This window comes from Ruegeria sp. AM7 (assembly GCF_056535965.1).
In genome coordinates this window covers 1630913-1649583 of record NZ_JBQFJE010000003.1, presented here as the reverse complement: position 1 = coordinate 1649583, position 18671 = coordinate 1630913, and the positions used below count along the sequence as shown (strand labels likewise).

Here is an 18671-nt window from a genome sequence, read left to right as displayed (position 1 = left end):
CGGTCTTTGCGACCGCAGGGGCTGCCATCGCAAACGCGAAGGCTTGGCTGGAAGACCCGCCATGATTTCCGAGGGACCCGGAATCATGCACCGGTGTCCTCATGGATTGACGTGCATGATCTAAGGAGCCCCGTGCCATGAGCACCCTCGATATCGATTTCGTTCGGTCGCAGTTTCCGGCCTTTGCCGAACCCAGCCTTCAAGGACAAGCGTTTTTTGAGAATGCAGGCGGATCGTATACCTGCAAACCAGTCCTGGATCGCCTGTTTCGTTTCTACACTCAGCGCAAAGTACAACCCTACGGCCCTTACGAAGCAAGTCGGCTGGCGGGCGAGGAAATGGACGAAGCCCGTGTCCGTATGGCAGCGATTCTGGGAGTCGATACTGACGAGCTGAGCTTTGGTCCCTCCACGACCCAAAACACCTATGTATTGGCGCAGGCGTTCCGGCGCTGGATGCAACCCGGAGAGGCGATCATTGTGACCAATCAGGATCACGAAGCCAACTCAGGTCCCTGGCGCCGCCTTGCTGAGGAGGGTATCGAGGTCCGGGAATGGCAGATCGACCCCGAGACCGGATCGCTGAACCCGCATGATCTGGAAAACCTGTTAGATGAAAAGGTACGTCTGGTCTGTTTTCCGCATTGTTCGAATGTGATCGGAGAGATCAATCCGGTGACCGAGATCACTGCGATCGCTCATGCCGCTGGCGCATTCGTGTGTGTGGATGGTGTCTCTTACGCGCCGCATGGGTTCCCCAATGTCGGAGATATGGGGCCGGATATCTATATGTTCTCGGCCTACAAAACCTATGGCCCTCATCAGGGGTGCATGGTCATGCGACGGTCGCTGGGTGAGTTGCTTCCAAACCAGGCGCATTATTTCAATGCGGACAGTTTGTACAAGAGGTTTACGCCTGCCGGGCCGGATCACGCTCAGATCGCGGCCTGTGCGGGAATGGCAGATTACGTCGACCTTCTGTGCGATCACCATGGCGGCCCCCAAAGCGGCGCGACCGAGCGGGGTGCGTTTGTGCACAACTTGATGCGGGGGCAAGAGGTTGCAATGCTGCAGCCTGTTTTGGACGCCGTGAAGGATCGCAATTCGGTCCGGCTGATTGGGACCTCTGACGCGGCCCGTCGTGCGCCAACCGTAGCTTTGGCTTTGGAACAGAATGCCGAAGATGTGGCAAGCAATCTGGTCAGGCACGGGATCATGGCCGGGGGAGGAGATTTCTACGCAGTTCGTCCACTGGAAGCGATGGGTGTCGATCTGACCCGCGGTGTGCTGCGTGTCAGTTTCACGCATTACACGTCTGAGAACGAAATCAACCAGTTATTGGAAAGTCTTGACACCGTTTTGTGATCCGGTTTTCGCCCTGTTTCGTATAAAAGAAATTACAAAGGGCGATCATGGAAAACAAGCAGTCACCGATCATCATTTGGTACCGGCGGGACTTGCGCCTGTCGGATCACCCAGCTTTGAACGCAGCAGTTCAAAGCGGTCGTTCCGTCATTCCCGTTTACATACTCGACAATCTTGCTCAGACGCTGGGTGCTGCGCCTAAATGGCGCCTGTCGCTAGGGCTGGAAGCGCTGCAGCAGCGTCTGACGCAAGTTGGCAGTCGGTTGATCCTGCGGCAGGGAAACGCCATCGAGGTTTTGCAACAGCTTGTCCGCGAAACCGGAGCATCTGCAGTGTACTGGACCCGCTCTTACGATCCGGACTCCATTGAGCGGGACAGCAGCATCAAAGCAACGCTGAAGGACCAAGGGGTCGAAGCAAAGTCGTTTTCTGGCCATCTGCTGTTCGAGCCCTGGACAGTAGCGACGAAGAGTGGACAACCTTTCCGCGTGTTCACGCCGATGTGGAGAGCTGTGCAACACAGGGACGTTGACCCACCGGTGCCAACTCCAAACCGCCTGATTGCGCCGCCAGCTTGGCCAAAGTCGGATGACATTGGGAGTTGGGCCATGGGGGCGGCAATGAACCGAGGCGCCGGAGTGGTCGCGCAGCATGTGCGCGCAGGTGAAGAGGCCGCCTTTGACGTTCTCGAAGCGTTTATTGGTCGTGTTTCTGACTATTCCAACTATAGAGACCGGTTGGATTACAACGGAACATCGGCCTTGGCCGAATATCTATCACTGGGTGAGATCAGCCCACGGTCGATCTGGCACCGTGTTAGGATCTCTGAGATGAATGGCGTGTCGGGTGCGGATGCGTATTTGCGCCAACTTGTGTGGCGCGAATTCGCGTATCATCTGATGTTTCACACTCCTCATTTGCTTGGCGACAACTGGAAGTCAGAGTGGGACACATTTCCGTGGCGTTTCGATGAAGATAACCCAAAGGTAATTGCCTGGAAAACAGCAAGAACGGGCATTCCCGTCGTAGATGCCGGCTTGCGCGAGATGTACGTAACCGGGCGGATGCACAACCGGGCACGGATGATCGTCGCAAGCTATCTGACCAAGCATCTGATGACTCACTGGAAAGTCGGCCTGAGGTGGTTCGAGGAGTGTTTGGTGGACTGGGATCCTGCATCGAATGCGATGGGATGGCAGTGGGTGGCAGGCTCGGGGCCTGACGCGTCGCCGTTCTTTCGGATTTTTAACCCCGTGACACAACAAGAGAAATTTGACCCGTCATCCGCCTATGTACGCAAATGGGTGGCCGAGGGTCAGACTGCTCCGCCAGATACCGCCTTGGCGTATTTCGAAGCGCTCCCTCGGGCCTGGGGCCTTGAGCCAACGGATAACTACCCGGCTCCTATCGTTTCATTGTCCGAAGGACGAGCACAGGCACTGGCCGCCTATGAGCACCGGAAAACCCAGTAAGGAACTGAAAACTTGCCAGAAACACAAACTCGGCCTAGCCTGAAACAACAACCGCACAGGGGAGAGCGGATGATCCTGACCACCACAGACGGACAGAAAGACCTGCCACGCTATTTCGGGCAGGTTGTTAAAATGCTGAACAAGATGGAATACGGCCGCCTGGATGTCGCGCTGCCGGATGGCCGTGTTTTCCGAGCTGAAGGTACAAAGCCCGGGCCAATTGCGCGGGTCGATATTCACAACCCGGACGTCTTTGCCCGGCTGATCCGAGAGGGCGAATTGGGGTTCTCGGACGCCTATTTGGAAGGCGACTGGAGCACACCGGATTTACGGTCTTTCATGGATTTGGTCCATTTGGGAACCGAGACCGTTTACGACGATTTCACCGGTAAGTTTCTGGTTCAAGCCTATGAGAGGCTTCGCTTTTGGTTGAACGGAAACAGTCGTAAGCAAGCCAAAAAGAATATCTCTTATCACTACGATTTGGGCAATGAATTCTATGCCGTGTGGCTGGATGATACGATGACCTATTCCAGCGCGCTGTTTGAGACTGGGCAGGAAAGTCTTGAGAAAGCGCAAACCGCCAAATACGCCAGTATGGTTGATGAAATGGGGGCAAAGCCCGGTGATCACATCCTTGAAATCGGCTGTGGCTGGGGGGGATTTGCTGAATATGCAGCAAAAGAGCGTGGCCTACGGGTCACAGGCCTGACGATCAGCGAAGAGCAGTTGAAGTATGCCCAGCAACGCATTGATAAAGCGGGATTGTCCGATATGGTCGAGTTCAAGTTGCAGGACTACCGTGATGAGCGTGGCCAGTATGACGGCATCGCATCAATTGAGATGTTCGAGGCGGTTGGTCAAAAATACTGGCCAGTCTATTTCGAAGTTGTGCGCGAACGTTTGAAGCCGGGTGCTCAGGCGACTTTACAAATTATCACCGTGGCAGATCATCGTTGGGAAGTTTACCGAAATGGTGTTGATTTCATTCAGAAATATATCTTTCCCGGCGGTATGCTGCCTGCACCTTCGGTGCTAAAAGAGCAGGTCGCTCAGGCAGGTTTGAACGTGGTGACGTCCAAGGAATTTGGCAAAAGCTACGATCTGACTCTGCGTCGCTGGTATGACACGTTCAATGACAAATGGGACGTCATTTCTGAAATGGGCTTTGATGAGCGTTTTCGCCGCATGTGGAATTATTATTTGACTGCCTGCGGCGCAGCCTTTGACACCGGCAATTGCGATGTGACACAGATTACTGTAGCAAAACCAACGTAATGAACGGACCCACCTGATGCCCACTGCTGCGCGACTTGTAGCCTCCATTTGTCTTTTGGTGGTGGCCTTTTTAGTTTCGAGCATGATCATCGCTAATGGGGAAGATGGTAAGGACTACGGTATCTTTACCTACGTGAACATGATCATTGCGGTTGCGTGCGGCTGGAAAATCATGGGAAAGCGAGCTGGCAAAGGGTGGACCTCCGGACTGAACAACGGTTTGACCGGGGTTGTCTCATTGGTTTTCTGGGGCCTGTTTGTTCAAGGGTGCAACGAAATGTTCCGATTGGCTATGCGCCATCGGTACGACGGACCATTTGAGGCACTGTTGGCCATTTTCCAGATTGGCATTGAATTTGGTCAGCAGTTGTTAGCACCAGAAATCCTGTGGACGCTCGGGATCGGCGCTGTGATCGCGGGTCTCGCCACGGAAGAGGCCAGTCGCCGCTGGCGGTGAGGGCTACTGGCACTACGAGGGTAATTTTGTGTCCGCATTGTTTTTCTATGGAACGCTTCGCCATCTGCCTTTGTTGGAGACCGTTCTGGATCGACCGCTCTCTGACTTGCAGATAAGAGACGCAGTTCTGCCAGACCACGCTGTCTATGATGTTCGGGACGAGCATTTTCCGATGATTTGCTCTGAAACAGGCCATGATGCCCCAGGGCTGGTGGTTGAAGGGCTCGGGCCAGAAGACCTGAAGCGGTTAAAGTTTTATGAGGCCGGTTTCGATTATGAGATGGAGCCTCACACTTTGAACCTCACTGATGGGTCTCGCATTTTGGCAAGCGTGTTCTACCCGCAGCCGGACTTGTGGACCTCTGACGGTCCTTGGTCCTTGCAGGATTGGGTGGACGACTGGGCGGAAATGTCGGTGTCAGCGGCGCAAGAGGTGATGGGCTACTATGGCAAGGTCGACGCGGACCAGATTTCCCGCAGCTTTCCTGCCATCCGTACGCGCGCTTGGGCAAGGCTCGCCGCGCGCAAGCGGAACACAGGCGATCCGCGCGATGTGCGCAAAGACGTGGTCCTGCAACAACACGCGCGAGAGTATGTCGACTACTTCGGGATGGAAAGGATCGAGCTGCAGCATCGGCTGTATGATGGCTCGATGGGGCCGGTCGTACATCGTAGTGGGCTGATGCAGGGCAGTGCGGTTGTCGTTCTGCCCTACGATCCGATCCGCGATGCCGTCCTATTGGTCGAACAATTCCGGGCACCGGTCTTCATGGCCGAAGATCCCGAGCCTTGGATGTGGGAACCCGTCGCTGGAATGATTGACCCCGGCGAAACGCCGAAACAGGCGGCCAGGCGCGAGACGCTTGAAGAGGCTCATGTAAATCTGTTGGTGCTGGAAAGCGCGGGATCAGCCTATTCGTCAAGCGGATCATCCACCGAATACCTTCATCTCTATGTCGGGCTGGCTGACCTTAATCAGACAGTCAACAATGGTGGCCTTGCTTCCGAGGGCGAGGACATTCGCACACAAATCCTGCCGTTTGTGGACTTCATGGACAGAGTTGATGCCCATGGGTTCAAAGATTTGCCTTTGCTGGCGCTGGCTCATTGGCTCGCGCGACATCGGAACCGTCTACGCTCGTGATGATCGCTGCTTGTGGTTGGCGCGCGGCAACTGTAAATCTGCCTTGATCCGTAATGAAATGAGGGCGCCATGCGCATTGCGAAAGACCTTGCCGACGCAGTCGGAAAAACCCCGCTGATCCGATTGAAGCGCATTAGCGAGGAAACCGGATGCGAAATCCTTGGAAAGGCCGAGTTTATGAACCCCGGCCAATCGGTCAAGGACCGCGCGGCGCTCTATATCATCAAAGACGCCATCGCGCGTGGCGAGTTGAAACCCGGTGGTACGATCGTTGAAGGAACTGCGGGCAACACAGGTATCGGTCTGGCTTTGGTCGGAGCTTCGATGGGCTTCAAGACCGTGATCGTGATCCCGGAAACTCAGTCCGAAGAGAAAAAGGACATGCTGCGCCTTGCCGGTGCGCAATTGGTGCAGGTGCCAGCCGCGCCTTATCGCAACCCTAACAACTTTGTCCATTACTCGCGCCGTCTGGCCGAGGAGCTGGCGCAGACCGAACCCAATGGCGCGATCTGGGCAAACCAGTTTGATAACGTGGCCAACCGTCAGGCGCATGTGGAAACTACGGGCCCCGAGATTTGGGAGCAAACCGAGGGCAAAGTCGATGGCTTTGTCTGCGCCGTGGGTTCCGGCGGAACGCTGGCCGGTGTGGCCGATGCTTTGCAGCCCAAGGGCGTTAAGATCGGTCTGGTCGATCCGATGGGGGCGGGGCTTTATTCCTATTACACCACTGGCGAAATCGCGATGGAGGGCAGCTCGATCGCCGAAGGCATCGGGCAGGTGCGCATTACTAAGAACCTCGAAGGGTTCAAGCCCGATTACGCCTATCAGATGACCGACAATGAGGCGCTGCCGCTCATCTTCGACCTGCTGCGCGAAGAGGGGCTGGTTATGGGCGGTTCGACCGCGATCAACATGGCGGGTGCCGTGCGTTTGGCCAAAGACCTTGGGCCTGGCCATACTATCGTAACAATCCTGTGCGACTATGGAACGCGCTATCAGTCCAAGCTGTTCAACCCGGAATTCCTGCGTGAAAAAGAGCTGCCGGTGCCTGATTGGATGACCGAAGCCCCGCGCAGCATACCCGGCGTGTTCGAGGACGTGTGATGCTGCGACAGGTCCGCCTGCTCCTAGCGCTTGTCTCAATTTGTCTGGCGGTTCTCTGCGGCCCTGCAGCTGCTCAGCTTTCCGACCGACAGAGCGAGTACTATCAGGGTTGGGTCAAAACGGCGGACCGAGCAGAAGTAGTGATCGAGGCCGACCGGGCCTCGAATGCATCGCTTGAAAACCTACGTTCGGAAATTCATGCCTATCGCGACGATTTCAATCGTGCGCGTGGTGCAAATACCGAACGCATACAGACGCTTGACGCTCAGATCGAGGCGCTTGGGCCGAAGCCCGAGGGGGATGCAAGTGAACCCAAAGACATTGCCGCCCTGCGCGCGCATCTTGAAGAGCAACTGAATGCGCTTCAGGTTCCTAGGATTATCTCGGAAGAAGCGTTCAGCCGCGCCAACGGTTTGATTGCAGAAATCGATCAGCTTCTGCGTAACCGCCAGACCAAAGAGCTGTTAGAACGCGGTCCGTCTCCGATTAACCCAATCTATTGGGGGCCAGCATGGACAGATGTTACCGAAGCAGCCCGCGGCCTGTTCAATGAAGCCCGAAGGAATCTGCAAACCGATGTAGCCCACGAGAAGTTGCGCAATCAGGGCTTGGGTATTTTCTTACTGTTGGTTCTCGCCGGGGTACTGTTGTTCTACGGCAAGCATTGGTCCGAGCTTGCAGGGGGCTACTTACGTAAGCTGGGCGGCCGAGGCAGCGGTGTTTGGACGTTCCTGACTTCACTACTGCGTATTATTTTACCCTGGCTTGGGGTCTGGTTGATCGTCAAGGCGATCGTAATGACCGGGGTGCCGGGCTTGCGTGGCACTTTGCTGTTGGAAAACATCCCGTATTGGGCTGCGATCATCCTATACTATGACTGGATTGGCCGACAGGTTTATGTCCTGCAAGAGGGGCAGGGATTTAAGCGTCTGACCGCGAAGCGGGTGGCCGAACTGCGGGTCTATCTCGATCTGCTTGCAGTCCTTTTGATCCTGCACGAATTGGTGAATCTATTCGAGCAGATCGAGAACATCTCGGACGCGACGCGCGCGGTTGTCGGTTTCCCTGTGACAATCATTACGGCACTGGTTCTTTTGCGGGTGCGTCAGGTGCGCAGCACCGAGGTCGTCGTGGACTCGGATGAGCTCGGCGCGACCCGAGGCGCGGGTTTGGCGCAGTTGATAGAATTCCTGCGTCGTGCCCTATTTCTGCTGGGTATTGCCAGCCCGGTGCTGGCAGTGGTTGGTTATACCAACGCCGCCGAGGCGATCGTTTATCCTGCTGTCAAATCCCTTGTACTCATTGCGGCTCTGGTCATCGTTCAGCGGTTCCTGACTGCTGTTTACGGGTGGGTCACGCGACAGGGCGACGCGGCCAAGGATTCCCTGTTTTCCGTCTTGATCGGCTTTGCGATGGCCATTTTCGCCATCCCGGTTCTGGCAATCTACTGGGGCGCGCGCCAGACGGATTTACTTGAGGTTTGGTCGCGTATCCTGCTGGGATTCGATGTCGGTGGCGTGACAGTTTCACCGAAGAATTTCTTTACCTTCCTGATCGTCTTCTTGATGGGGTATGGCCTGACACGGATGCTTCAAGGGGGGCTGCGCAGCTCTTTGTTGCCAAAAACCAAGATCGATCCCGGCGGCCAAAACGCGATTGTCGCGGGGACAGGCTATGTCGGCATATTCCTTGCCGCCCTTTGCGCCATCATGGTCGCCGGGTTCGACCTTTCTTCGTTGGCCATTGTGGCCGGTGCGCTGTCGGTCGGAATTGGTTTCGGCCTGCAGACCATCGTGTCTAACTTTGTCTCGGGTATCATCCTGCTAGTCGAGCGTCCGATCTCGAAAGGCGATTGGATCGACGTCAACGGGATGATGGGCTATGTGCGCGATATTTCGGTCAGGTCGACACGGATCGAGACCTTCGACCGATCCGATGTAATCGTCCCCAACTCGGATTTGATTAGCGGTGTGGTGACCAACTACACCCGCGGCAACACGATCGGGCGGGTGATTGTTCCTGTCGGCGTTGCCTACGGAACCGATACTCGCAAGGTCGAAAAAATCCTGGGCGAAATTGCAAATGCGAACCCGATGGTTCTTGCCAACCCTGCTCCCAGTGTTGTGTTTCAGGGCTTCGGCGCGGATTCTCTGGATTTTGAAATCCGTGCTATTCTGAGGGATGTTAATTGGATGTTGTCTGTGAAGTCAGACATGAACCATGAGATCAACCGTCGCTTTGTTGAAGAGGGCATCGAGATCCCGTTCGCGCAGCGTGACGTGTGGTTGCGCAACCCTGAAACTCTGCGCAACACCGGTCCAGAGGTAAAGGTTGCCCCCAATTCCGAAGAGGGCTCCGCAGCCAAACCTGCGCCGATTAAAATGACCGAAGCCGACATGTCGGATAGCGACGGGGACGAGATTTGATCGGTTTTCCGGTCTCGCTCAGGAAGGTTGAATTTTCACCCTATTGGGGCCTTGCAAATCTGCAAGCGATAGTCCAAATATCGCCCGCACGGAGAGGTGGCCGAGTGGTCGAAGGCGCACGCCTGGAAAGTGTGTAGGCGGGAAACCGTCTCCAGGGTTCGAATCCCTGTCTCTCCGCCACATACCTTAAAAGTTGATTGGCGATGCTTGGTCCAACGAGTTCAGACGCCTATGTGCTTTTCGCTCACCTCGGACGTCAAATCGGACATGGCGCCACTCCAGACTGTGCGCCCGCGTGCTAGGATGGTTGCGGTGTCTGATACAGTGGCCAATTCATTCAAGGACTTGTCGATCAAAAGGATTGCGACGTTGGTGTTCTGCTTTAACTGCCGCATTGCAGCCCAGATTTCCTGCCGGACGATGGGTGCGAGGCCCTCGGTTGCTTCATCCAGAACAAGAAGACGTGGGTTCGTCATCAATGCACGACCGATAGCCAGCATTTGCTGTTCACCGCCAGACAATGAGGCGGCTCGCTGGTTTCCACGTTCATCCAGCCTCGGGAACAGACTTGCGACCTTGCGCAGATCCCATTCTCCGGGGCGGGCTGCAGCGATTAGGTTTTCTTGCACGGTTAAGTCCATGAAACACCTGCGCCCTTCGGGAACAAGACCCACACCGCTCCGCGCAACCTTGTGACTGGGCAGGCCCTGCAGGTTCTTGCCATCTAAGGTGATCGTGCCTGAGGAACGGATCATCTGACAGATCGCCTTGACGGTGGTTGTCTTGCCCATGCCATTCCGCCCCAGCAATGCGGTAACTTCGCCCTCAGCCACGCGCAGATCGACACCGAAAAGCGCTTGGCTTGGACCATAGGCTGCCTGAAGGTTCTCGACCGTGAGAAAACTCATACTTCTTCTCCCAGGTAGGCCTCTCGGACATCCCCGCTTTTGCGGATGTCATCTGCTGATCCCGTGGCGATCACCGCGCCATAGACCATCACGCTGATGCGGTCTGCCAAAGCAAAAACGGCATCCATATCGTGTTCGACCAACAGGATCGGGGCTTCGGCACGAAGACCGTCGAGTAGAGCAGTCAGGTTCCGGGACCCCTCTGCTCCGAGACCGGCCATGGGTTCATCCATGACAAACGCGCGGGGTGAAAGCGTAAGCGCAACGGCGACTTCCAACTGTCGTCGCTGCCCGTGGCTGAGGCTGGAGCACTGTGTGTCGCGAAAATTCGCAAGGCCGACACGATCCAGTGCGCCTTCTGCACGGGACCGTAAGGTTTTTGATTTCTGGGCGGCCCCCCAGAACCGCCATGAGGCCCCTTCGATTGCCAGACAGCCTAAAATCGCGTTTTCTAAAACAGTGTCCTCCATGCATAAGTCGGAAATCTGGAACGTCCGACCCAAGCCAGCGCGTGCGCGAACGTGGGGGGGCAGGGCCGAAACATCCCGATCATCCAACAAAACACGACCGGAATCGGCGTGGATTTCACCGCATATCTGTTTGATCAGCGTGGACTTGCCCGCTCCGTTCGGGCCAATGATCGCGTGGATTTCCCCTGGGTTGAGGTCGATTGACACATCGTGGGTCGCTGTCAACGCGCCGAACCGTTTGCTAAGTGCATCTGTGGCAAGGATGGGCTTAGACATGCGCACCTTCTTTCCCAGTGAGTAGGCCGATCAGTCCACCACGCCCGAACAGGACAATGCACAACAGGACGAGTCCAAGGTAAACATGCCAATAATCGGTCAATGCTCCTAAAAAATGCTCGAGTGCTACAAAGACACAAGCCCCGATTACCGGCCCCATCAGCCGTCCAACGCCACCGATCACGATCAATACGATAAGCTCTCCGGACAATTGCCAGCTAAACATTGTGGGCGACACAAACCGGTTGAGGTCAGCGAAGAGCGCGCCCGCCAATCCAGTTATTGCGCCTGAAAGAACAAAGGCCAGCAAACGAATTCGCGTAGGGTTCAGACCGACTGCCTGAACACGTGATCTGGTTTGGCGGGTGGCGTTCAGTGCCAAACCGAAGGGCGAAGCCTGAAGGCGGGCAAACAGGAACAACACAATGCACAGAAGAGTGAAACAGATGCCGAAGAACTGAATTGGCACCAGCGTGTTTAAGCCGGGAAAACCGTTGCGCACATAAATGGACAGTCCGTCCTCGCCGCCATATTGCGCCCATGAGATGGCAAAGTAGAAAAACATCTGGCCAAATGCGAGGGTGATCATGATGAAATAAACCCCGGTTGTGCGCAGTGACAGTATGCCGATGAAAAACGCGGCCAGCGCCGAGATGACCATAGCCGACAGCCAGATCACCGGCATCGACGTTGTCCCATCAGTGCTGAACAGACCAAGGTTTAAGGTTGAGTACGTCTGCGCGTGATAGGCAAGAATACCCATGGTATAGCCGCCAAGGCCAAAGAACGCAGCGTGGCCCAGGCTGACCATTCCGCCCAGACCCAATGCAAGGTTCAATCCGACGGCTGCCAGTGCAAGGACAACCGCTCGGGTGGCCAATGTGATCGTGAAAGGTTCGTCCATCGCCAATGCCCAAATGGGTAATAGAAACAGGCCAGTCAGAACGACGCCATTGATGTATCTTTCTTTAACTCTCATGCGCGGGCTCCGAACAAGCCAGTAGGGCGCCAGATCAGAACAAGGCCCATCAGTATGTAAATCCCCATCGAGGCAATGGCTGACCCGCTTTTTTGCGCTGCACCGGGCTCCATGAACAAGCCAAGGAATTCAGGAAGGAAAACGCCGCCCAACGTGTCGGTCAAACCGACCAGCAATGCGCCAATGAACGCCCCTCGGATCGACCCGATACCGCCGATTACGATAACCACAAAGGCAAGGATCAGAACCGGTTCACCCATGCCTACCTGCACCGATTGGATTGCTCCAACCAAAGCGCCGGCCAGCCCGGCCAGAGCTGCTCCTAGGGCAAATACGAGGGTGTAGAGTTTTGAGATATCAACACCAAGCACCGCGATCATCTCTCGGTCGTTTTCACCGGCCCTGATCTGAATGCCTATGGGTGTACGTTCGATGAACAGCCATAATCCGCCCGCGATTGCCACACCGATAACGATCAGGCTTAGACGGTAAAGGGGGTATTCGATGCCGCCGGGCAGGGTGACAGGCCCCGAAAGAGCTTGCGGGATATTTAAAAACAAGGGGAAAGACCCGAAAAACCAGCGGGTTCCCTCCGAAAATATAAGTATCAGGGCAAAGGTAGCCAGAACCTGATCCAGATGGGGTGCGTCGTATAGCCTTCGTATGACAACAATTTCAATGATCGCTCCGGCAAGCGCAGCTGAGGCGAGCGCCGCAACTAGACCCAGAAAGAACGATCCCGTGGCACCGGCCACAGCGGCTGCTGCGAAAGCCCCGATCATGTAAAGCGAACCGTGAGCAAGATTGATCAGCCCCATAACGCCAAAGATAAGTGTCAGGCCCGCAGCCATCAGAAATAACATGACGCCAAATTGCAGACCATTGAGGATCTGCTCGACAATCAGGATCGAGGACATGGGAACTCCGGTGGTCTGCCTGCCGTCTGGTTGACGGCGGGCAGCAGTCGTTTCTTACATTTTGCACTCGGCGGCGTATGCGTCCGAATGAGCTTCAAGTGCGGTGCCGATGATCTTGTTGGTAAAAACATCACCTTCCTTGATCACTTCACGCGCATAGATCGTTTGTACCGGGTGGTGGTTCGGACCAAATGCAAAATCCCCGCGCGTGCTGTCGAATTCAGCGGCTCGCAGGGCTTCGCGGAAAGCACTTGCGTCTGACGGATCGGCTTTTTCCAATGCGGATAAAAGCAGGTTCGCGGTGTCGAAACCCTGGCTGGCGTAAAGCGACGGCAGGCGGCCGTATTCGGCCTTGAAGCTATCGACAAAAGCCTTGTTGGTCGGATTGTCGATATCCTTGTTCCATTGCGAGGTGTTCACAACACCCAAGGCTGCATCACCCACTGCCTGCAAGATACCCTGATCAAAGCTAAAGGCCGGGCCGACGACAGGCAGATCGATTCCGCTGTCAGCATATTGCTTGAGAAAGGAAATCCCCATGCCGCCGGGCAGAAAGAAAAAGACACTGTCGGCGTCACTCGCGCGGATTTGGGCCAGCTCGGCGGCATAGTCCGTTTGACCAAGCTGGGTGTAAATCTCTCCGGCCAGGTCGCCATCGAAGAAACGTTTGTACCCGGTCAGTGCATCCGTACCCGCCGGGTAATTCGGAGCCAGAATGAAAGACTTCTTGTAGCCAGCATCATTTGCGTATGCTCCGGCCGCTTCGTGCAGGTTGTCATTCTGCCATGCCACGTTGAAATAATTCTGATGGCATCCTTTTCCCGCCAAGGCCGAAGGGCCTGCGTTGGGGGATAAATAGAACACGTTCTGGTTCACCGCTGCTGGAACGACGGCCATGGCAAGGTTCGACCAAATAATGCCTGTCATGACATCGACGCGTTCTGATTGAATCATCTTGTCTGACAGTTGCACCGCAATGTCGGGCTTGCGCTGGTCGTCCTCGATCACGACTTCGATGTCGTCACGTCCTGACTGTTCAATCGCCAGAAGGAACCCGTCGCGCACGTCAAGACCCAGGCCGGCGCCGCCGCCCGAAAGGGTAGTGATCATCCCGACCTTGACCTCAGCGAATGCTGATGTGGCTAGCAGCGATGCAGCTGATGCAGCCAACAATAGCTTTTTCATTTTTCTCTCCCTCGTTGGTTAGCCACAGTTGATACTAAAAACGCGGGTCATGACCAGCCGAAGGTTTGAATTTCGTTGGAAAAACTGTTCAGACCTGCAATCAAGTTGCGGTTTTGGATCATCAGACAACGCTTTGTCTTAAGATGGGCTCATTGCTGCCACATCGTACAGGCAAGAACGGCGCGAATATTTTGCGTGCAGTCCGTCTGCACGGGTGATTGAATGTGTCGCATTGGTAACTACGGTCTGAAAACTGGAACTTACCGATTAGCGGCGACCGGGTGTTAAGATATCAAGGGTTCCGACCCAATACGAAGAAGCTAAACCAAAGCGACGTGTTCCAACAGAAGCGAAAAATTCGCCACAAGATCGAGCAGGACAGATCGCGTTCGGAGGTTAAATGTTACTGTCTGTAGTCATTCCATGTATGAACGAAGAGGACTCATTGCCAGCTCTGGTAGAGCGCTTGATCGCAGCAACAGACGCATGGTCTGGCGACACCGAGATCCTGTTGGTCGACGATGGTTCGACCGACGAAACCTGGGATGGGATCTGTTTGCAAAGCCAGAAGCATCCGCGAGTGCGTGGTCTTAAACTGTCCACGAACAGGGGGCATCAGGTGGCTTTGACAGCCGGGTTGATGGCCGCAACGGGTGAGCGCATCTTTATGTTGGATGCTGACCTGCAGGATCCGCCCGAATTGTTATCTGACATGATGGCGATGATGGATCGCGGATATGATGTGGTGTACGGGCGCCGCAGCGAGCGCAAAGGAGAAAGCTGGTTCAAAAAGATGACCGCTCATGGGTTCTATCGCATTCTCAACCGGTTGTCGGATGTCCCGATCCCGAATGACACAGGTGATTTCCGATTGGTCAGCCGTCGTGTGTTGGACGCGGTGCTGGATATGCCCGAACGTGCACGTTTCATCCGCGGGATGTTCGCCTGGGCTGGGTTCCGGCAGATTGGTATAGAATACGTGCGGGATCCGCGCGTAGCTGGTGAAACCAAGTATCCAATGTCCAAGATGATCCGCCTGGCCTTTGATGCGTTGTCCAGTTTTTCGATCAAACCGTTACAGATTGCCACGCGCCTTGCGTTCTTAACCCTGATCGTTGCGGCGCTGATGCTGGTTTACGTATTCTGGTCGCTGATCCTGTACAACACCGTTGCTGGTTGGGCCTCGACCGTTCTGGTGATCAGCTTTTTCTCGGGTATCCAGTTGTTGACATTGGGAATTATGGGCGAATACCTCGGACGGCTCTACATCGAAGCCAAAGGGCGCCCCTTGTTTTTCATCGATGAACAAGTCGGCGGCGTGGTTGAGAACACGCCGGAAACCATGAGCAAACAAGCATGAGCGAACGCCGCCGGATAGTCCGCTTTGCGGTCGTGGGAACGGGTGTGGCCGTTTACTACATCCTGGCCTATCTGGGGTTGCTCAGGTTGTGCGGATCGTCTTGGGTTGCCAACTTTCTGGCGTTTGGGTCGGCCATCCTAATCCAGTATGTCGGCCAGACCAGTTGGACCTTTGAAAAGAAGCTGGCCGTTCCGGCTCAGTTTGGCCGATTTATGTGCATGATCGGCATCGGATTGATCGTGTCTTCGGTTCTGACTTCGGTTCTCGGCCCCAGACTGAACATGTCCGAGCTTGCAACGGCTGGGGTGGTGGTCGTCGTTCTACCTGTCATCAATTTCGTGATCCTGCGGCTGTGGGTCTATCGCGAAGAGAATTCAATTTAGAGAGTTGAGATGTCACATATCTATTCCAACGAGTTCTTCGACTATATCGACCGCGGCGCAAGGCAGTCGGCTGTTCGGTTGATCAAGTGCCTGCACGCTTGGGTCAAACCAGAAAGCGTCGTGGATTTCGGATGTGGACGAGGTGTATGGTTGTCCGAATGGGCAGCTGCCGGTTGCCCGGATGTTGCCGGGGTCGATGGTGACTATGTTGACCGGGATCGGTTGGCTATCGCGCCCGAGTCTTTTTTTGCTGAAGACCTGAGTAAGCCCGTTAATCTGGGGCGAAAGTTTGGTTTGGCGCAATCGCTTGAAGTCGGAGAGCACCTTCCTAATGCGGCGTCCGCCAGCCTTGTGCAAAGCCTGACAACCCACAGCGATCTCGTACTTTTTTCGGCGGCAGTGCCCGGGCAGGGAGGGGAGTTCCACGTCAACGAGCAGCCTTTGGCATTCTGGCAGGGCCTGTTTGCCGAGCGTGGTTACACTGCCTATGACTGCTTGCGCCCCGTTCTGTTCAATGACAGCTCGATTGAGCCTTGGTATCGCTACAACAGCGTTCTTTATGCCAGTGATGCAGTAGCCGAAACTCTGCCGACAGAGGTTTTGAACACTAAAGTCGCGGCAGGTGCTCTGAAAGAGGTTGGCAGCTTCGGATGGAACCTGCGCAAGATGATCGTTCGCCAATTGCCGCAAAAAACCGTTACCTCGATCGCGCAGGCTCGCGCCTCGGTCATCGCCCGCGCTCATCGGAGTAAATGATGAGTACACAGTCTTTGGGACGCGATGTCATCCGGTTTTCGTTGCTGGGACTGGCGGCGCTTGTTCTGGTTTACGCGCCTTTACTGTTCGATCCGCTGGTGCGGCACGATGACTTCCCGGCTTTACTGGGAACCAAAGAAATGGCGTATGTAAAAGCGCTGGATGAAGGGCGATGGTTGAATTACTGGTGGCAGTTTCGCCCGTATTTTTGGCCTGCACCCGTCAGTTTTGCACTCTACCTGATCGCCTGTGCCGTTTTTGCGGCATCGACAGCCTTGATCGTTTTTGGCCGGGATGCTCCGGGTTGGTACCGCGGCTACTTTACCTTGTTCGTTGTGCTGTCGATCCCGACTTTTATGATCAGCTTTTGGTTCAACACGTTGTTGCCTGGAGCATGGGTTATTGCGCTTTTTGCGCTTGCGGTGGTGTTTTTGCCCCATCGCATCGCGCTGGCCCTGATGTTGATCGCAGTGCCGCTGTCCTTCATGGCCTATACGACCTATCCGTTTCTGTTGCTGACGCTGCTGTTATTGTCGCACAAAGCACCACAGACTTACAAAAGCATGGTCACCACACTGCTTGTCTTCTTTGTCAGTCTCGTCCTGGCGGTCGTGTCGGTTTACTCGCTCAATTATCTCTACCACGGGGTTTTCGGTATCCCCATAGCTGAGTGGCGGGCCCCGACAGAAGCCAAAACGCTGGATGACCTGATAGTAAATCTGGGCAAGCTAAAAAGGTTTCTAATGATGACCGTCCGCCAATTCGGGGGCGGGACTGCAGGAACCGGAACTGTGCTGTTGCTGTTTTTTGTTGGGGCATGGGTTTGCTTGTTTCGTTGGCAACGGTTCACTGCCATAGCCGTTTTGGCAGCAGCGCTGGCCGGTCTTGCACCTTTGTTCGCCAAGTCACTGATGTCCGGCGTGTTCGTGCCTGTGCGCGCCTATGGCTGGATTTGGATCCTCATCGGATTTACCTTTACCACAGCAACCTTGCACATGGCCAAAACACCAGGCAGGTGGGCGAGTGTCGCGCGGATCACAATAATGTATGTGCTGTTGATCAAGTTGATCCTATTTGGACGCGCGACTTACCTTCAAATTCCGGAATGGCAAAAAACCACCCGCGATTTGGCGGCGTCCATTCCTGAAGGCACAAGCGCGATCCATATTTATGGTGAATTTCTTGGCTTGAACGGCGCGCGTTCGGCTGGAATCCAGTTTTCGCGTGGGCTGCAACTGCGCCTGGCTTATCTAACCGGGGCCGAGGTTTTCATCTGTCATAAGCAACCTGAAGATTGCGAAAAGGAAACGCCTCCTTTCGACCCTAGGGATTGGACACATGTTCCGGTAGTTGAAAGCCGGGGCGAGGTCAGCTTTATTCTGTTGCCTCCGCCTCCGGTCGGGCCGTAACAGTACGGTATGAACTAACTACGCCCTGTCTTTCCCGACGGGGCGTTTTTCATTTGGTTTGGGCAAAAGTCATTTGTAACAATTCTAAGAAGGTTTTATTAAGCCAATTCCGGTTTGACACTTTATTCCGAATGACGCGACCGTCGTCTTCTATCATAGGGCAACACTAAATGATTGATCTCAGTGGGCGTAAGCCTTTGCGAGAAAGTCGCAACTACCTGATTTTCGAACACCCGGATCACGACGACGCGCTGCTAAAGGTCAGAGCGGACATTCCTGTCAGAAATCACGCAGTCCAGCGCTATGCCGAAAGACGATACGGTAATTTACGCCAATGGAACCGCGAGGCTAACGAATACCTCGCCGCGCTGCACAGGGGGTGTCCGGAAATTGAGCGCCTTGCGCTGTTTATGGGCTACGCACCGACCTCATTGGGGCCAGCCATGGCCGTAGAAAAACTTACAGGTCCCGATGGCGGACTGGCACCGACGGTTTACAGCGAGTGGCTGTTGGTCAAAGACGATCCCGTTGCTCTAAAGCGTTTGCACGATGATTTCGCCGAGCTAATGGACGATCTGGAGCGTGGACGGATCATCGTCGGAGACATGAGCCATGAAAATGTAGTGCGCGCTCAAGAGCGTGGCGGAAAGTTGACTGTCATCGACGGCGTCGGTGAGAGGGTTTTGCTTCCGCTGGCTCTGGTCAGTGATTTAGCCTTTCGCAAGTCGATACAACGTCGACGTGAGAGGATGCTTGGCATGCTGCGCCCGTAATTCGTCAGGG

General features: G+C 55.1%; 17 protein-coding genes and 1 tRNA gene. 13 read left to right on the top strand and 5 right to left on the bottom strand.

The genetic code is table 11. The annotated features are described in order from the left end of the window. Positions 1-137 precede the first annotated feature (137 nt). The 8 genes from ACR3EG_RS12205 (at position 138) to ACR3EG_RS12170 (ending at position 9425) form a co-directional block, all read left to right on the top strand. On the top strand, positions 138-1364 hold the full coding sequence (locus tag ACR3EG_RS12205; protein WP_480496069.1) for an aminotransferase class V-fold PLP-dependent enzyme: 1227 nt from the start codon (positions 138-140) through the stop codon (positions 1362-1364). A 47-nt stretch (positions 1365-1411) separates the two neighbouring features. Beyond that, complete coding sequence (locus ACR3EG_RS12200) at positions 1412-2836, top strand: cryptochrome/photolyase family protein (protein ID WP_480496067.1); 1425 nt, start codon at positions 1412-1414, stop codon at positions 2834-2836. 69 nt (positions 2837-2905) lie between these two features. Beyond that, on the top strand, positions 2906-4114 hold the full coding sequence (locus tag ACR3EG_RS12195) for a class I SAM-dependent methyltransferase (protein ID WP_480496065.1): 1209 nt from the start codon (positions 2906-2908) through the stop codon (positions 4112-4114). A gap of 16 nt (positions 4115-4130) precedes the next feature. Beyond that, positions 4131-4571: a TrgA family protein gene (locus ACR3EG_RS12190; protein WP_170353015.1), complete on the top strand. Its 441-nt coding sequence runs from the start codon at positions 4131-4133 to the stop codon at positions 4569-4571. Between the two features lie 28 nt (positions 4572-4599). After that, the gene (locus ACR3EG_RS12185; protein ID WP_480496064.1) at positions 4600-5715 is read left to right on the top strand and encodes an NUDIX domain-containing protein; all 1116 of its coding nucleotides are present in this window, start codon (positions 4600-4602) and stop codon (positions 5713-5715) included. 69 nt (positions 5716-5784) lie between these two features. After that, on the top strand, positions 5785-6819 hold the full coding sequence (locus ACR3EG_RS12180) for a cysteine synthase A (protein ID WP_480496062.1): 1035 nt from the start codon (positions 5785-5787) through the stop codon (positions 6817-6819). Next, positions 6819-9245 (top strand): DUF3772 domain-containing protein, encoded by a 2427-nt coding sequence (locus ACR3EG_RS12175; RefSeq protein WP_480496060.1) that lies wholly within the window; start codon positions 6819-6821, stop codon positions 9243-9245. Before ACR3EG_RS12180 ends, ACR3EG_RS12175 begins: the two co-directional genes overlap by 1 nt. 90 nt (positions 9246-9335) lie before the next feature. After that, positions 9336-9425: transfer RNA gene (locus tag ACR3EG_RS12170), tRNA-Ser, on the top strand. A gap of 41 nt (positions 9426-9466) precedes the next feature. Here ACR3EG_RS12170 and ACR3EG_RS12165 read toward each other — a convergent pair. Genes ACR3EG_RS12165 through ACR3EG_RS12145 form a run of 5 tightly spaced genes read right to left on the bottom strand, consistent with a single transcriptional unit; the run spans position 9467 to position 13980 of the window. Beyond that, entirely contained in the window at positions 9467-10153 is a 687-nt protein-coding gene (locus ACR3EG_RS12165; RefSeq protein WP_480496058.1) for an ABC transporter ATP-binding protein, read from the bottom strand. Beyond that, positions 10150-10899, bottom strand: coding sequence for an ABC transporter ATP-binding protein (locus tag ACR3EG_RS12160; protein ID WP_480496056.1), 750 nt, complete (start codon positions 10897-10899; stop codon positions 10150-10152). Before ACR3EG_RS12160 ends, ACR3EG_RS12165 begins: the two co-directional genes overlap by 4 nt. After that, entirely contained in the window at positions 10892-11878 is a 987-nt protein-coding gene (locus tag ACR3EG_RS12155; RefSeq protein ID WP_480496054.1) for a branched-chain amino acid ABC transporter permease, read from the bottom strand. Before ACR3EG_RS12155 ends, ACR3EG_RS12160 begins: the two co-directional genes overlap by 8 nt. Next, positions 11875-12795 carry a branched-chain amino acid ABC transporter permease gene (locus ACR3EG_RS12150; protein WP_480496052.1) on the bottom strand — a complete coding sequence of 307 codons (921 nt, stop codon included), beginning with the start codon at positions 12793-12795 and terminating at the stop codon, positions 11875-11877. The genes ACR3EG_RS12155 and ACR3EG_RS12150 overlap by 4 nt, the downstream gene beginning before the upstream one ends. Positions 12796-12849: 54 nt before the next feature. Further along, the gene (locus tag ACR3EG_RS12145; protein ID WP_209196467.1) at positions 12850-13980 is read right to left on the bottom strand and encodes an ABC transporter substrate-binding protein; all 1131 of its coding nucleotides are present in this window, start codon (positions 13978-13980) and stop codon (positions 12850-12852) included. A gap of 400 nt (positions 13981-14380) precedes the next feature. Between ACR3EG_RS12145 and ACR3EG_RS12140 the strand changes: the two genes are divergently transcribed. From ACR3EG_RS12140 to ACR3EG_RS12120, 5 genes are all read left to right on the top strand, one after another. Next, positions 14381-15340, top strand: coding sequence for a glycosyltransferase family 2 protein (locus ACR3EG_RS12140; protein ID WP_480496050.1), 960 nt, complete (start codon positions 14381-14383; stop codon positions 15338-15340). Beyond that, a complete protein-coding gene (locus tag ACR3EG_RS12135; RefSeq protein ID WP_480496048.1) occupies positions 15337-15723 on the top strand; it encodes a GtrA family protein in 387 nt (128 codons plus the stop codon). Before ACR3EG_RS12140 ends, ACR3EG_RS12135 begins: the two co-directional genes overlap by 4 nt. 9 nt (positions 15724-15732) lie before the next feature. Then, complete coding sequence (locus tag ACR3EG_RS12130) at positions 15733-16479, top strand: methyltransferase domain-containing protein (RefSeq protein WP_480496046.1); 747 nt, start codon at positions 15733-15735, stop codon at positions 16477-16479. Continuing rightward, positions 16479-17888, top strand: coding sequence for a hypothetical protein (locus ACR3EG_RS12125; protein ID WP_480496044.1), 1410 nt, complete (start codon positions 16479-16481; stop codon positions 17886-17888). Before ACR3EG_RS12130 ends, ACR3EG_RS12125 begins: the two co-directional genes overlap by 1 nt. A gap of 170 nt (positions 17889-18058) precedes the next feature. Continuing rightward, positions 18059-18661, top strand: coding sequence for a YrbL family protein (locus tag ACR3EG_RS12120; protein ID WP_480496042.1), 603 nt, complete (start codon positions 18059-18061; stop codon positions 18659-18661). Positions 18662-18671: the final 10 nt, after the last annotated feature.